Annotated in this window: 12 protein-coding genes and 1 pseudogene; 11 read left to right on the top strand and 2 right to left on the bottom strand. The window is 69.3% G+C overall.

All coding sequences use genetic code 11. The features are described 5' to 3' along the window. Positions 1-88 precede the first annotated feature (88 nt). From D477_RS18235 to D477_RS18225, 3 genes are all read left to right on the top strand, one after another. Complete coding sequence (locus D477_RS18235) at positions 89-745, top strand: response regulator (protein WP_005273189.1); 657 nt, start codon at positions 89-91, stop codon at positions 743-745. 177 nt (positions 746-922) lie between these two features. After that, the gene (locus tag D477_RS18230; protein WP_005273187.1) at positions 923-1,741 is read left to right on the top strand and encodes a fumarylacetoacetate hydrolase family protein; all 819 of its coding nucleotides are present in this window, start codon (positions 923-925) and stop codon (positions 1,739-1,741) included. A gap of 77 nt (positions 1,742-1,818) precedes the next feature. Further along, on the top strand, positions 1,819-4,656 hold the full coding sequence (locus D477_RS18225) for a helix-turn-helix transcriptional regulator (protein WP_005273185.1): 2,838 nt from the start codon (positions 1,819-1,821) through the stop codon (positions 4,654-4,656). Positions 4,657-4,667: 11 nt separating this feature from the next. On the opposite strand, the gene D477_RS18220 is transcribed toward D477_RS18225, so the two are convergent. Next, positions 4,668-5,306, bottom strand: coding sequence for an HD domain-containing protein (locus tag D477_RS18220; protein ID WP_005273183.1), 639 nt, complete (start codon positions 5,304-5,306; stop codon positions 4,668-4,670). A gap of 99 nt (positions 5,307-5,405) precedes the next feature. Here D477_RS18220 and D477_RS21940 point away from each other — a divergent pair. Beyond that, a pseudogene (locus D477_RS21940) lies at positions 5,406-6,233 on the top strand (GlxA family transcriptional regulator); the annotation flags it as partial. Between the two features lie 212 nt (positions 6,234-6,445). Here D477_RS21940 and D477_RS18210 read toward each other — a convergent pair. Then, positions 6,446-7,261, bottom strand: a complete 816-nt coding sequence (locus D477_RS18210) for a phosphotransferase (RefSeq protein ID WP_150110192.1) — start codon at positions 7,259-7,261, stop codon at positions 6,446-6,448. A 110-nt stretch (positions 7,262-7,371) separates the two neighbouring features. Here D477_RS18210 and D477_RS18205 point away from each other — a divergent pair, with 110 nt between their 5' ends. The 7 genes from D477_RS18205 (at position 7,372) to D477_RS18175 (ending at position 14,491) form a co-directional block, all read left to right on the top strand. Next, the gene (locus tag D477_RS18205; protein WP_005273175.1) at positions 7,372-8,388 is read left to right on the top strand and encodes a PHP domain-containing protein; all 1,017 of its coding nucleotides are present in this window, start codon (positions 7,372-7,374) and stop codon (positions 8,386-8,388) included. A 332-nt stretch (positions 8,389-8,720) separates the two neighbouring features. After that, complete coding sequence (locus D477_RS18200) at positions 8,721-9,902, top strand: MFS transporter (protein ID WP_005273172.1); 1,182 nt, start codon at positions 8,721-8,723, stop codon at positions 9,900-9,902. A 224-nt stretch (positions 9,903-10,126) separates the two neighbouring features. Beyond that, a complete protein-coding gene (locus D477_RS18195) occupies positions 10,127-11,125 on the top strand; it encodes an ABC transporter ATP-binding protein (protein WP_005273168.1) in 999 nt (332 codons plus the stop codon). Positions 11,126-11,129: 4 nt separating this feature from the next. After that, the gene (locus D477_RS18190; protein ID WP_005273165.1) at positions 11,130-11,975 is read left to right on the top strand and encodes an ABC transporter permease; all 846 of its coding nucleotides are present in this window, start codon (positions 11,130-11,132) and stop codon (positions 11,973-11,975) included. Between the two features lie 24 nt (positions 11,976-11,999). Further along, entirely contained in the window at positions 12,000-13,262 is a 1,263-nt protein-coding gene (locus tag D477_RS18185; RefSeq protein ID WP_005273162.1) for a sensor histidine kinase, read from the top strand. After that, entirely contained in the window at positions 13,255-13,968 is a 714-nt protein-coding gene (locus D477_RS18180; RefSeq protein ID WP_005273159.1) for a response regulator, read from the top strand. The genes D477_RS18185 and D477_RS18180 overlap by 8 nt, the downstream gene beginning before the upstream one ends. Before the next feature lie 106 nt (positions 13,969-14,074). Then, a complete protein-coding gene (locus tag D477_RS18175) occupies positions 14,075-14,491 on the top strand; it encodes a hypothetical protein (RefSeq protein ID WP_043847613.1) in 417 nt (138 codons plus the stop codon). Positions 14,492-14,764: the final 273 nt, after the last annotated feature.

The raw sequence follows: 14,764 nt of genomic DNA, 5'->3' as shown, positions 1-14,764 counted from the left end.
TGGAGGGGAGCCTGGAGATCGAGTCCGCGCCCGGCGAGGGAACGGTGGTGGCGGTCCGGCTGCCGCTGCGGACCCCGGAGGCCGCCGGATGAGCGTGCGGATCCTGCTGGTGGACGACCATCCGGTGGTGCGGGCCGGCTTGCGGGCCATGCTCTCCGGGTTCGAGGGTATGACGGTGGTTGCGGAAGCCGCCGACGGCGCCGCAGCGCTGCGCGAAATCGACCGGCTCGCGGCCCTCGGCGAACCGGCGGACGTGGTGCTGATGGACCTGCAGATGGGCGCCGGCATGGACGGCGTGACCGCGACCGCCCGGATCCGGGACAACGCCGCCGCGGGCAAGCCCGGGCCGCCCGTGCTCGTGCTGACCACCTATGACACCGACGCGGACATCCTCGCCGCCGTCGAGGCCGGTGCCGCCGGCTACATGCTCAAGGACGCCGAGCCGGAGAAGATCCGCGCAGCCGTGCTGGCCGCCGCTTCCGGCGAAACTGCGCTGGCGCCCGAAGTGGCCGCCCGCCTGATGGGCCGCATCCGCAACCCTCAGCCGGCCCTGAGCGCGCGCGAGGTCCAGCTGGTGGAGCTGCTCGCCACCGGCATGGCGAACAAGGAGATCGCGCGGGCCCTCTTCATCTCCGAGGCTACGGTCAAGACGCACCTGGTGCACATCTACGCCAAGCTGGATGTGGATAACCGGACCGCGGCCATCGCCGAAGCCGCCCGGCGCCGCATCATCCGCACGCCGTAGCGGAAGGCGGGCCAGCCCGCTTGCCGGCGGATGGTGATTCATCCACCCTGGTGGCTGTCCTGACCGGAGCCAATTCCGTCAAGAGGCAGGCCGGGAGGCGGTAGTCTGCCACAGGGCGGTGGTTGCCGCCACGGGAACTTACGACGGCGGTGCTTGGCCCGCGAGCAGGAGGTTTGGATGCGTCTGGGTACGGTGCGGCGGAACGGGAGCACGCAGGCTTTCCGGCAGGACGACGCGGGCACAACTTATCTGCCGGTGCGCGATATCGGCGAGCTGCTGGCCCGTGGGGACTGGCGCACCCTGGCAGGCGAACCCGGGCCTGAGCCCTCGCCGGAGGAGCTGGCGACGCCCGTGCTGCGGCCGGGAAAGATCCTCTGCGCGGGGCTGAACTACTACGCGCACGCCGAGGAAGTCGGCCAGGACGTCCCCAAGTACCCGACGATCTTCACCAAGTTCCACAACTCCCTGGTCGGCCCGGCGGATGATGTCATGATGCCGCAGGCCAGCAGCAAGATCGACTGGGAGGCAGAACTGGTCATCGTGATCGGCCGCGAGGTCCGCAAGGCGGACGAAGAGGGTGCCAAGGCGGCCATCGCCGGCTACACGGTGATGAACGACGTCTCCGTGCGCGACTGGCAGGGCCGGACTTCGGAGTGGTTCCAGGGGAAGAACTGGGACCGCATGACTCCGGTGGGTCCCGTCGTCGTTACTGCAGATGAACTGGACCCCGAAAAGGGCCTGGCGGTGGAATGCGAACTGGACGGGGTGCAGAAGCAGTCCGGCAGCACCGCGGACCTGATTTTCTCCTGCGCGAAACTGGTCTCCTACATCAGCGAGTTCATGACGCTGGAACCCGGCGACATCATCGCGACCGGGACTCCGGCAGGAGTCGGGCTGGCGCGCAAGCCGCGGGAATGGATCCCGGCCGGGGCCGAGCTGGTGACCCGGATCGAGGGCATCGGCGAACTGCGCAACCGCTGCGTTCTCGAGGACTAGGTCCAGTCTTGCGCGCCTAACCGCCATTGTGACGCAGCGGGCACAAATTGTCGGAGCCCGGACATAAGATCGACAGCATGGTGAAGGCACGGCTGTTCGGGCGCGACCAGGAGCTCGCGCAGTGGCACCAGTTGGCCGACGCTGTAGCCGGAGGCAACAATGCGGAGCTGACCATCAGCGGCCCCTCGGGCATCGGCAAGACGTCGCTGCTGGATGCGCTCTGCGCGGATGCCGCCGAGCGAGGCTGGAAGGTGATGCGGGCTTCCGGGGATGCCCGGCGCCAGCTGCCGGGAGCCATGCTCTGGCAGTGGTTCGCCCCGTTGGCCCAGCGGCTTCCTGCCGGATCGCCGCCCTTCGACGGGCAGGGCGAGATGCTGCACCGGTTCATTACTTCCACGGATGTGCCGGCTGAGCGGGATGCGTTGAGCTACTCGGCGTCCTGGGTGCTCCGTTCACGCAGCGAGGCCCGGCCCATCGTCGCGGCCGTGGACGATGCCCAGTGGCTGGATGAATTGTCGCTGGCCGCGCTGCTGGACATCGGCAGCCTCCTGATCGACGTGCCGGTGCTGCTCGTGCGCGGCGTACGGACCGGTCCCGGCGCGGAACATCCCGAAGGCCTCGACACGGCCGGCCTGCTCGGTGTGGGAGAGGGCGCGGGCATGACCCAGGAGAGCCTGTCCGGGGTGCCGCTGCACTGGCGGCTGGAGCCGCTGACTTCCTCAGCTATCGAAACCTGGATTGTGGAGCGCCAGGCGGATGCCGCCCGGATCAATGCCGAGCGTGTGCAGGCTGCCAGCGGCGGCGTGCCGTTCTTCGTCGAGGAGCTGCTCGAGCGGGACCTGGCCGCCGCCCAGCCGGGTGCGTCAGGGAACGAGGAGACCGTCCTGCGCGAACGTCTCCACCGCCTCTCGGAAGAGGAATGTGCGGTGCTGAGCGCCGTCGTCGTACTGGGAAAAGAAACCACGATGGCGCGGGTGAAGGCGCTCGCGAAACCGCACACCAGCCGTGTGCCCGCCATCCTGGAACGGCTGCATGGTGAGCGTTTCCTCGCTTCGGCCCGGCCGCGTCCGGCCATCCAGCATGCGCTGGTGGGCGAGGCACTGCTGGCCGAGCTGGCTGAGAAGGTTCCGGCGCTGTACCGCCGTGCGGCCGCGGTGCTGATGGCGGAAGACGCGGATCCCGCCATCATTGCCGGCTACCTGCTGAAAACCGAGCCGGACGGGGACGAGGAGGGCGCCCGCGTGCTGCTGGCCGCCGCCTGCCAGGCCCGGCGCCAGGGGGCTTTTGCGCTCGCGGCCCAATTCAGCGAACGGGCGCTGGCGGAATCCGTCCTGCCCGAAGCGCTGCGCCGCGACCTGTTTGTCGAGGCGGCGCATGCGCATGCAGGCATTGGCCAGCTGGACGTTGCGGAGCAGCATGGCCTCAATGCGCTGGACCTGACTACCGGCACAGCAGAACGCGTGCAGCTGCTGCTGGAGGGCGCCGTGGTGCTGTACGACGTGAATGAAGTGGAGCGCGCGTCGCACTACTTCGGGCAGGCGTTGAAGGAAGTGGAGGCGGATCCTGCGGCGGACCCGGATTTACGACGGCGCGTGATCGCCTTGGCCAGCGGCGCGGGCTTCCAGCAAATGCAGGTGGCGGAGCGGTACGCCGAGGAGATCGCTGCGATCCTGGCCCAGGACCCGTCCGAGGACGGACCGGGGGACCGCCTGCTGCTGGCACAGGAAGCCCTGCGGCTGGGCATCACCGGCGAGAACGCGGCTCTGAGCGGGGAACTGGGCGTCCGGGCCTACGGCAACGGCAAAGTGCTGGAGGAAAACGGCCCAGAGTCCAACATCATCAACTTCGTCACGGGTTCCCTCAATGCAGGGGAACGGGATGCCGAAGCGCTCGAACTGCTCGACGCGGCAATCGCACAGGCCCGGGCCGACTCCTCAGTCATGGCGCACGCCACGCTGGCCTACTGCCGCGGCGCCATCCACTTGAACCGCGGCCGGCTGAGGCTGGCGCAGGTGGACCTGGAGGCCAGCCTGCGCGCCGCGGAAAGCGGTTGGAAGACATACGTGGAAGTCGCTGCCTTCCTGCTGGCCAGCGTGTACCTCGCCCGGGACGATGTGGCTTCCGCGGATGCGCTGCTGCCTCGAATTCCGCTGGAACAGGAGCGCGTCCCGCTTGTGCAAGCCATGGCGCTGCAGCTGCACGGGACGGTGAAGGCCGGACACGGCGACCACGCCGCAGCCCTGGAGCACTTCACCGCGGCCATGGACCTTGCCGTGGGACTGGGCCCCACCCTGAGCCCCTGGACCCGCAGCGCCATCGAATCCGCGGCCAGACTCGGCCAAAGGGAATACGCCGCAGCCGTGGCTGAGGAAGCTGTGGAGCGCGTGCGGGCCTTCGGCGCACCGAGATTGACCGGAGTGACGCTGCGGGTGGCCGCGCTGGCGCAGCCACCCGAGGCCGCCGTGGCAATGCTGCACGAAACCATCGAGCTGCTGGAAACCCACGAGGGCCGTTACGACCACGCCTTGGCGCTGGCGGACCTCGCCGAACTCTGCCTGCTCGGAGAGGACCCGGCTTTCCTCGCCGCGCGCCGGCAGGAGGGCCTCGCCGCCGCCCGCAAGTCGCTGGTGCTGAGCAACCGCATCGGCGCTGCCGCGGTGGCCCACCGGATGGGGGTGCTGCTGGCCGGCCAGGAGGCGCAGCTGCCGCTGGTGGCTGAGAACAAGGCGGACCGGCTGACCGCCGCCGAGTACCGCGTCTGCTCGCTGGCGGCCAAGGGCATGACCAACCGGCAAATCGCCGCCGAGCTCTTCATCACCATCAAGGCGGTTGAATGGCACCTCTCCCGTGCCTATCCGAAGCTGGAGATCTCCTCGCGCAAGCAGCTCGCCTCCGTCATGGACGCGCGGGACTGAGACCCTCTGCCTTATTCGGGCCAGCTCGAGCTCTTGATGACGTCCACGAAGTCGCCGCGCTGGAAGCCTGGCACGAAATGAGCGAGCACGTCCGCCTTGACGTTGCCGAAGGTGGTCTCCGGGCGGTCCTTGATGCCCTCGGTGAAGGCGGCGAGGATGCCGTTCTTGAAGTCCGGGCGGGGGTGGGCGGCGACCACGGCCTCGCGCTCTTCGGTGGAGATGGCGTCGTAACCGATGCCGAGGACGTCAAGCTCTACGCCGCGCGTCACCAAGGCGATCTCGGGTGCCATGTGCAGCGGGATCTCCGGGGTGGTGTGCAGGGCGATGCCCGTCCAGACCAGCTCGGCCCGTTCCCCAGTGACGCCGTGGGACTGCAGGAACCGGCGGCCTTCGTCTGCGCCGTCGATCTCGAACCGCTGGTCGGTGCGGCGGTACTTTTCGGTCAGCCCAAGGTCGTGGAACATTGCCCCGACGTAGAGCAGTTCGGGGTCGAAATCCAGGCCCTGCTCACGGCCGCGCAGTGCGCCGAACAGGAACACCCGCCGGGAGTGGTCGAACACCAACGGCGTAGCCGCCTCGCGTACCAGCTCGGTCGCTTCCTTGGCCAGGGCGCTGTCCGGGATCTGCACCCCTGCAATCGATTCAGCCATCTTGTTTCCTTTCGTTGAGAGCAGCTGTCTCTTCCACTCTCGCTGGCTGAGGTACGGTAGTGCCATGTCCATGCAGCCACAAAAACCACAGATCCGGACATGACACGGCGGGTGGGCTTTGTTGTGTTCGACGGCGTGACCATGCTCGACGTCAGCGGGCCGGGCGAGGTGCTGCACCAGGCAGTACTCGCCGGCCACCTGTACGCGCCGGTCCTCGTTTCGCCGCGCGGTGGGAACGTAGCGACGTCCTCCGGGCTGGTGCTGGCTGGAACGACGGCAGCTGCCGATGCCGGGCGCTTGGACACGGTGGTGGTGTCCGGCGCCGGACGCCTCACTGAACCCGAGCTGGATGACGAGCTGCTGGCTACGGTGCGCGCGCTCGCCGGTGGGGCGCGCCGCGTCGCATCAGTGTGCACCGGGGCGTTCGTGCTTGCCGAACTCGGCCTGCTCGACGGCCGCCGGGCAACTACTCACTGGCGGCATGCCCGGACCCTTGCCAGCCGCTATCCGCGGGTGCAGGTCGAGCCGGATGTCATCCACGTCCGCGACGGCCGGTACATCACCTCAGCCGGCATCACCGCCGGGATCGACCTGGCGCTGGCGCTGGTGGAGGACGACCATGGAGCGGACACGGCCCGCGGCATCGCCCGCGAGCTGGTCGTTTTCATGCAGCGCCCGGGCGGGCAGTCCCAATTCTCCACTGCACTGGAGACCCCGCCGGCCCGCAGCAGCCTGCTCCGGTCACTGACCGCGGCGGTGCACGCCGATCCTTCAGCCGAGCACACCCTGTCCACCATGGCAACGGCAGCGGCGGTCAGTCCCCGGCATCTGACCCGCCTCTTCCAATCTGAGCTGCACACCACGCCGGCCCGCTGGGTCGAAAAAGTCCGCCTCGACCGGGCCCAGCAACTCCTGCTCGACGGCCACAGCATCACCGCCGCCGCCCAGCACAGCGGTTTCGGCACTGACGAAACCCTCCGCCGCGCTTCGCCCGGCATCTCGGCATCACGCCGACCGAATACCGCACGCGCTTCGCCACGACCAAATCCGCCCGAGGCGCATGATTTCCACACGGCAGGCAGCCCGCTCCAGGTCGCCCGCCGCAAGGGCATGCGGGCAGCGGCGCCTGGACGGAATCGTCAGTCGAGCAGTGCGTCGTGGATCAGGCCTGCGTTCGCCCGCAGCCATCCTTCGGCCCGCGGCATCCGTTCACTCAGGCCCTCCTCCCACCACCGTGCGAATACTGGATCGGCCCTGGCCGCGGCTTCCATGGTGAGCATGGCGTTGCGGCTCCTCCGGACGGCCACTTCCACCAGGGCCTGCCGCTGCTGCCGGTCCAGGCCATAGGCGTCGGCGAAAGCGCGCACCCTGGCCGGGATATCGGCGCCGGCTAGCGACGGGGCCCGGTCCACGGGGTGCACCAGCGGCGCCCACCAATGGAGGGCGTTGGCCACGTCCGCCACCCGCGTCGTAGGACGGGCCAGATCGAAATCGATGAGCGCCGCCGGCAGACCGCTGCGGAACACCACGTTGCCCGGGCAGTAGTCCTGGTGCGACACCAGCTCCGGCCTGGCGAAAAGCGGCTCCAGCCCCAGCGGGCGGGGTCCGGGGAGGCTGCCGAATACGGCGTTCTCCGGCGGGGTCCAGTCCTGCGCAGCGTCGTGGAGCCGCCGGATGAGCCGGGCCAGCGCCCGGAGCACGTCGACCCCCGTGGCGGCCTCGGGCAATGGCTCCACCGGCACCTCACCGGGCACAAAGGACAAAACCTCCCTGCCGCCGTCGTCATAGCCCAAGGGAACCGGCGCGTCCCGGAAACCCTGCGCGTGAAGGTGCGCCAAATAAGCCTGGATGGTCCTTGTAAAGGCGCGCACGGGCCGGCGCACGGTGTCGCCGACCCGGACCACGTGCGTGACCTGGTTGCCGAGTTGCTGCTCCCTATCTCCGTCCGGGGCCATACCGCCATCCTTGCCCGACGGCGACCTGGCGTCCACCTCCAGCGCAAGGCGGGCGCGGCGACTTCGGCCCAGGCAGTCCCGGGCGGGCAGCGGTGGTGGAAGATGGTGGCATGGATGCTGTCGATGCCCTCAACGAGATTGCGTTCTGGCTTGAGCGCGAGCTGGCCCCGAGCTTCAAGGTGCAGGCTTTCCGGAAAGCAGCCGCCAGCATGGGCAAGCTGGCCCCGGAGGACGTGGCCGCCCGCGCCCGGGACGGCAGGCTCAAGAGCATGAAGGGCATCGGCGCCCGCACGTTCGAGGTGATCCGCCAGGCGATCGACGGCGAGGTGCCCGAGTACCTGGCGAAGCTGCGCGAGCGTTCGGCGGCCCCGCTGGCCGAGGGCGGCGCCGAACTGCACCGGGCGCTGCGCGGCGACCTGCACAGCCACAGCAACTGGTCGGACGGCGGCTCCCCGATCGAGGAGATGGTGGACGCCGCGCGCTGGTTGGGCCGCGAGTACCTCGCCCTGACGGACCACTCGCCCAACCTGAAGGTCGCCAACGGGCTGAGTGCCGAGCGGCTTAAGCAGCAACTGGACGTGGTAGCGGGAATTAACGACGACGACGGGGGCAGCTTCCGCCTGCTGACCGGGATTGAGGTGGACATCCTCGAATCCGGGGAGCTGGACCAGGACCCGGCGCTGCTGGACCGGCTGGACGTGGTGGTCTCCAGCGTGCACTCGAAGCTGCGCGCCGACCGGGCGACGATGACCCGCCGGATGCTCGGCGGCATCCGCGACCCGCACACCAACGTCCTCGGCCACTGCACCGGCCGGCTCGTGAAGGGCTCGCGCGGCACCCGGCCGCAGTCCGAGTTCGACGCCGAGCGGGTGTTCGCCGCCTGCGCCGAGCACGATGTCGCCGTCGAAATCAATTCCCGCCCGGAACGCCAGGACCCGCCGGACGAGTTGATCCAGCTGGCGCTGGAGGCCGGCTGCCTGTTCAGCATCGACAGCGACGCTCACGCCCCGGGCCAGCTCGATTTCCTCCAGTACGGAGCCGAGCGGGCCGCACGGAACGGCGTCCCGCCGGAGCGGATCATCAACACCTGGCCGCTGCCGGAACTGCTCGACTGGTGCGCTCCCTAGCCTCGGGGCCCAAGGATACCCCAGCGTTTGGGAACTAGGGTCTCTGGGGCTGGTCAAACGCTCTATGGATCGGCCACACTGAATGTGTTGGAAGCGGACAGGGGAACCGGCCCGAATCCAGCAGCGGCGGGTCCGTTGGGGGCGGCCGGGAGACCGGCCGAGGTGGCAACACCAGAGACACGCAGCTGCACCTGCGAAATGGCTTGAAGTGAGTTGGCTATTGGGGAGGCCTGACTTCGGGCCATTTCGCGCGTCCGGGGCCAAATCGGGACCCAAGCGGGCCGCCGGTGGCAGACTGTAACGGTGCATCGACCAAAATGGGGGATCCCGCTGTGAGGGCCGACGTCGCCGCCCGGAACGCCGCGGCGGCAACATTCGTGATTTTCGGGCTCAACGGACTGGTCTTCGCCAGCTGGGCCGCCCGCATTCCCGCGGCCGCCGCAGCCTTGGACATCACCGCCGGCGAGATCGGGCTGCTCCTGCTTGCCCTGGGCCTGGGCTCGGTGCTGTCGCTGCCGCTGGCCGGCCCGATCGCCGCCCGGATCGGCACCGCCAACACCGTGCGCGCCGGCGGGATCATCGCCGCCATCGCCGGAACGGGCCTGGCGCTGGCGCTCTTTGCCGGTTCCGCCCCGGGCGCTGCCGCGGCCCTCTTCGGCTACGGAGTCGGCGTCGCCTGGTGGGACGTGGCGCAGAACATCGAGGGCGCGGATGTCGAGCGTCGGCTGCTGCGCACCATCATGCCCCAGTTCCACGCCGCCTTCAGCCTCGGTGCCTTCGCGGGCGCGATGATCGGCGCCTGGCTCTCCGTGCTGCAGGTGCCGCTCGCCGTGCATCTGCTCTGCGTGGCCGCCGTCGTCACGGTGGTCCTGCTCGCCGTTCCGAAATACTTCCTGCCGCATCTTCCGGAGCAGCAAAATAACGACGGCGATGCCCGCCGGGGCCGTTTCGCCGCCTGGCGGGAGCCGCGCACGGTGCTGATCGGCGTCGTCGTTCTTGGCGCCGCCCTCACCGAAGGTGCCGCGAATGACTGGATCGCGCAGGCCGCGGTGGCCGGCCTCGGCGCGACCGAGGCGACCGGGGCGGTCCTGTTCGGCATCTTCGTCGCCTCGATGACCCTGCTCCGGCTGGCCGGCGGCAGGTTCATCGACCGCTGGGGCCGGGTGGCCGTGCTGCGGACCAGCATGGCCGTCGCGCTGGTGGGGCTGCTGGTCTTCGTGTTCGCCCCGACCGTGCCGTTGGCCGTGGCCGGCGCGGTGCTGTGGGGCGCCGGGGCCGCACTGGGCTTCCCGATGGGCATGTCCGCCGCCGCGGATGACCGGGCCTTCGCCGCCGAGCGCGTCTCCGTGGTGTCCACGCTCGGCTATGTGGCCTTCCTGGCCGGCCCGCCGTTCCTCGGCTTCCTCGGCGAGCACGTGGGCATCCGCAACGCGCTGCTCGCCGTCGCCCTGCTGATGGTCGCCTCCCTGCTGACCGCCCCGGCCGCCCGTGAACCGGAGCTGGCCCGGCGCTGACCTCAGGGCCGGGTTCAGGGTCGGTGCGCGGCACGCTCAGGGTCCGTTCCGGGTCATACCCAGCAGCGGGCCTGCCGCGGCCGGCCATAGCGTAGTCCGTGAGGAGTACGACGGCGGCCGGCAAGATCATCCCGTGGTGCGGTTACCGCACGCCGTCGGATCCGTAGCGTAGTTAGTGCGCGGATTCTCCAGCCCGCAACCACCGACTTCTAAGGACGGCGAACATGATCGAGGCTCACGGCCTGGTCAAGATGTACGGCAAGAAACCAGCAGTGCAGGGGATTTCCTTCACGGTGCAGCCCGGCAAGGTGACGGGCTTCCTGGGCCCGAACGGCGCCGGCAAGTCCACCACGATGCGCATGATCATGGGCCTGGACCGTCCGACCGCCGGCGACGTCAGGGTCAACGGCAGCCACTACTCCCGGCACCGGGCACCGCTGCGCGAAGTCGGCGCCCTGCTCGACGCCAAGGCCGTGCACTCCTCGCGCAGCGCCTACAACCACCTGCGGGCCATGGCCGCCACGCACGGCATCGCCAAGAAGCGCGTGCACGAAGTGATCGAACTGACCGGCCTCGGCGCCGTCGCGAAGAAGCGCGTAGGCGGCTTCTCGCTCGGAATGGGGCAGCGGCTGGGGATCGCCGCCGCCCTGCTCGGGGATCCCCGCACGATCATCCTGGACGAGCCGGTCAACGGCCTCGACCCCGAAGGCGTGCTCTGGGTCCGCACCCTGGTGCGCGCGCTCGCCGCCGAGGGCCGCACGGTCTTCCTGTCCTCCCACTTGATGAGCGAGATGGCGCAGACCGCCGACCACCTGCTGGTGATCGGACGCGGGCGGATCATTGCGGACGCCTCGATGCAGGACTTCCTGGCCCGGAGCGGCCAGGTCCGAACCCGCATCCGCACCGACCAGCCGGATGCCCTGTACCGGGCCGTTGCCGCCGAAGGGGTCAGCATCGAGAACCGGGACGCAGCGCTGCTGGAGATCACCGGCGTCGATCCGCGCACCATCGCCCAGGCGGCGCTGGACCACAGCATCCTGGTCTACGAGCTGACCCCGCTGCAGGCCTCGCTGGAAGAGGTCTACATGGCGCTCACCAAGGACGAGGTCGAGTACCACTCGCAGAACATCGAGACCGCCGCCGTGTCCCGGAACATCGACAATTCAGCAGAGGCCCAGGACGTTCTCGCCGGTACCGGCGCAGCCTCCGGGGAAGGGAAGTAGCCCGATGAGCACCGCAACCATCACCCCGCCGGCGGCCGTGTCCGGCAAGGGCGTCAACTTCGCCCGCACGCTCCACTCCGAGTGGATCAAGTTCACCACCCTGCGCTCCACCTGGATCCTGCTCGTCACCACCGTGGCCGTCAGCATCGGTATCGGCGTGCTCGGCGCCTGGGGCATGGGCTCGGGCATCGAGTCCATGCGCGAGAGCGGCCAGGACCCGGCGGCGATGGGTATGGAACCGTCGATGATCTATCTGATGGCTACCGCCGGCATCGACCTCAGCCAGCTGATCATCGGCGCCCTCGGCGTGCTGCTGATCGCCTCCGAATACTCCACCGGCATGATCCGCTCCACCATGACCGCGGTGCCGACCCGGCTGCCGGCCCTCGCTGCCAAGGCGGTGGTCGTCGCCCTCGTCGCCGCCGCCGTCGGGATTGTGTCCAGCTTCGCCACCTACTTCATCAGCCAGCCGGTCCTCACCCAGTTCGGCATGGAGTACGGCCTGGACGTGGAGAACCTGGTCCAGTCGCTGCTGCTCTCCGGCGTCTACCTGGCCCTGGTCGCGCTGATGGGCCTGGCGCTCGGCTCGCTGCTGCGCAACAGCGCCGGCGGGATCGTGACCCTGGTGGCCCTGCTGCTGGTGCTGCCCATCATTGCGAGCATGCTGCAGTTCGACTGGGTCCAGGACGGCGTGGTGCCCTACCTGCCCTCCAACGCAGGCCGCCAGCTGGTGGCACTTGAGATCGCCGAGGATGCACTGACCCAGCTCGAAGGCGGCCTGGTCATGGCGGCCTGGGCCGCGGTGCTGCTGGTCGGGGCCGCCGTCACCACCAAGTCCCGGGACGTCTGATCCGGCCGGGATAAGCTCACTGGAATGAGCGAACAGTCTTCGGCGAAGGAGACAGCGGAGCGAACGGCCGCTGTTTCCTTCGCCGAAATCTCGTCCAAGCGCCGGGGTCCCTTCCGCCGCTTTTTCCACGCCCACCCGGTCGCCATGGACTGGGTGCTGATCCTGGCCACCGTCCTGTTCGGACTGCCCAACGCGCTGTACAGCGTCAGCCTGGGCGAATGGCTGCCGCTGGGCCTGCTCGCCGCGGTGTCCGCCGCCCTGGCGTTCCGCCGCCGCTTCCCGTGGCCGGTGCTCGCCGTTGCCACCGCGGTAGACATCCTGACCGTGCTGGCCACCAGCACCGGCGCCAGCTCCATCGGGGTGTGGGTCGCCGTCTACACGCTGGCCACCACGGTCCGGGCGGCGGTCGCACTGGCCGTGGCGGTGGCCGCGGGTCTGCTGGTGCTGGCCGCGATGGGCATCCACATGCCGGCGGAAGTGGCCGAAAGCATCGCCGCCGGCGAGCTGCCGCCGTATGTCGGCCTGGTTTCCGGCGTCATCATCGTCCTGTTCAACGTGATCTCCGCCGGCATCGGCGTCACCGTCCGCCGCGACCGGCTCCATGACCTTGAGCTGCACCGCTGGGCCGCCGACAACGCGATGCTCGCTTCCGCGAACGAGCGCACCCGGATCGCCCGGGAGATGCACGACGTCGTGGCCCACTCGCTCTCGGTGATGGTCGCGCTCTCGGACGGGGCCGCCGTCGTCGTTAAGAAAGACCCGCACCGCGCCGGCGAGGTGCTCGGACAGCTCTCGGCCACCGGCCGCACCGCGCTCGCGGACATGCGCCGCGTGCTCGGCGTCCTCCGCGAAGGCGGCACACAGCCGCAGGCGCCGCGCGTGCCGGCCGAGAGCGAGGTCGCCGAGCTCATCGAGGGCTTCCGCGCCGCGGGGCTGCCGCTGAAGGTGGTCATGAGCGGGCCGCCGCTCCCGGAGGATCCGAATTTCAAGCTGACCGCGTACCGCATCATCCAGGAGTCGCTGACCAATGTGCTGCGCTACGCGCGCGGCATGACCGAAGTGGAGCTGACGGTGGCGCGCTCGGACGGGCGGGTGTCCATCTGCGTGTCCGACGACGGCCGGCCGCCTGCGAACATGAAGTCACTGGGTGCCGGGCAGGGGATCGCCGGCATGCGGGAACGTGCCGCGATCTACAACGGGCAGGTCGAGTGCGGGCCGCGGCCCAACGGTGGTTGGATAGTTGAAGCAACGTTGCATTGGCCGGGGGAGGAGCCTGCGCATGGCTGAAGACAACAGGGGGACGCACGGGCCCATCAGGGTCCTGCTGGTAGATGACCAGCCGCTGCTGCGGATGGGTTTCCGGCTGATCCTCGAGGGCGAGGACGACGTGGAGATTGCCGGCGAGGCATCCAACGGCGCCGAAGCCCTGGAGCTGGTCCGGCAGCTGGAGCCGGACGTGGTGCTGATGGACGTGCGGATGCCGGTGCTGGACGGGATCGAGGCCACCCGGCACATCACCGCCGACGGCCTGGCCGCGCGGATCATCATCCTGACCACCTTTGATCTGGATGAGTACGCCTTTGCCGGGCTGCAGGCCGGAGCCAGCGCCTTCCTGCTGAAGGACGTGGCGCCGGACGAGCTGGTGCATGCCGTGCGGCTGGTGGCCAGCGGCGACGCCGTCGTGGCGCCGCGGGTGACCCAGCGGCTGCTGGAAACCTACGTGCGCGGGCTGCCTGCCGCGGGCCCGGCGGCGGCCCCGCAGCGCGATCCACTGCTGGATGACCTGACGCCGCGCGAGCAGGAAGTGCTGGAGGCCATTGCCGAAGGCCTCTCCAACGCCGAAATCGCGCACCGGTTCTTCCTCTCCGAAGCGACGGTGAAGACGCACGTGCGGCGGATCCTGGCCAAGCTGCACCTGCGCGACCGGGTGCAGGCCGTGGTCTATGCGTATGAAACCGGGCTGGTCGTGCCGAGCCAGGGACTGGACTATTGAACCCGGCGATCGGCAGCTGAACCCGCGCCCGGGCCGCTGGGTGAAGCCCCCATGCCTTTCCCAAGGTCCTGTGGGCTAAAGTAGCTGGCCTGGGGCAAGGGGGCGCATGATGAACCTGGACGAACTGGACCAGCTGGTCCACGAGGAAGAGACCGACTCGGCCGCGGGCAAGACACGCCTGGTCGGCCGGAACCTGGCAGCTGCCCTGGGCTTCACGCTCGTGGCTGCCGCTGCGTTCGCCGGGGTGGCCCTCATCGTGATGAGCCAGCTGGCGCACCTGGCCTCCGCTACCGCACAGGCCCAAGTCAGCGCCTCAAGCTATCTCGACGGCGAGCTGCCGGGCAGTTTCGAGATCACCGAAGCGGTGCGGACCGAGCAGATCGGGCAGCTGTCCGTCGTCGAGGTGAGCGCGGCCTTCGACACCGGTTTCGGCGACGCCGGGACCGCAATGCTCACGGTCGGCTGCGAGAAGCTGCTGGTGCAGCGCTGCGAAGTGCTCGAAGCGGACGGCCTCCCGGTTTAAGGGCTGGGCCCGGCCTAACCGAACGCGGGTTCAGGTGCCCGGATCGCGAAGGCCGCTCCCATCGAGGGCGGCCGCGCCTATGCTGTGGAGGACGAGTGCCTGCGGCGGATTTACGCGGCAGGCGGGGCATCCGCTAAGCTTGATAGGTCTGTGCCGGCACTGCCACCGGTTCTTCCGGGAGAGAATAGCCAAAACAACCGATTGAGCCCGGCGGTTCTGTGCGCGGACAACGCAATAGAACCTCCTGTTACGGAAAGACCGTGACCGCTTAGC

Source organism: Arthrobacter crystallopoietes BAB-32 (assembly GCF_000328305.2).
In the GTDB taxonomy this organism is placed as follows: domain Bacteria; phylum Actinomycetota; class Actinomycetes; order Actinomycetales; family Micrococcaceae; genus Crystallibacter; species Crystallibacter crystallopoietes_A.
This window is presented reverse-complemented; position numbering and strand designations above follow the sequence as displayed.

Bases quoted from the DNA above. Each gene is read 5' to 3' on its own strand.
- D477_RS18205 (WP_005273175.1), top strand. From the start codon at position 7,372: ATGGATGCTGTCGATGCCCTCAACGAGATTGCGTTCTGGCTTGAGCGC.
- D477_RS18235 (WP_005273189.1), top strand. From the start codon at position 89: ATGAGCGTGCGGATCCTGCTGGTGGACGACCATCCGGTGGTGCGGGCC.
- D477_RS18225 (WP_005273185.1), top strand. From the start codon at position 1,819: ATGGTGAAGGCACGGCTGTTCGGGCGCGACCAGGAGCTCGCGCAGTGG.
- D477_RS18230 (WP_005273187.1), top strand. From the start codon at position 923: ATGCGTCTGGGTACGGTGCGGCGGAACGGGAGCACGCAGGCTTTCCGG.
- D477_RS18190 (WP_005273165.1), top strand. From the start codon at position 11,130: ATGAGCACCGCAACCATCACCCCGCCGGCGGCCGTGTCCGGCAAGGGC.
- D477_RS18180 (WP_005273159.1), top strand. From the start codon at position 13,255: ATGGCTGAAGACAACAGGGGGACGCACGGGCCCATCAGGGTCCTGCTG.
- D477_RS18210 (WP_150110192.1), bottom strand. From the start codon at position 7,261: ATGGCCCCGGACGGAGATAGGGAGCAGCAACTCGGCAACCAGGTCACG.
- D477_RS18195 (WP_005273168.1), top strand. From the start codon at position 10,127: ATGATCGAGGCTCACGGCCTGGTCAAGATGTACGGCAAGAAACCAGCA.
- D477_RS18220 (WP_005273183.1), bottom strand. From the start codon at position 5,306: ATGGCTGAATCGATTGCAGGGGTGCAGATCCCGGACAGCGCCCTGGCC.
- D477_RS18175 (WP_043847613.1), top strand. From the start codon at position 14,075: ATGATGAACCTGGACGAACTGGACCAGCTGGTCCACGAGGAAGAGACC.
- D477_RS18185 (WP_005273162.1), top strand. From the start codon at position 12,000: ATGAGCGAACAGTCTTCGGCGAAGGAGACAGCGGAGCGAACGGCCGCT.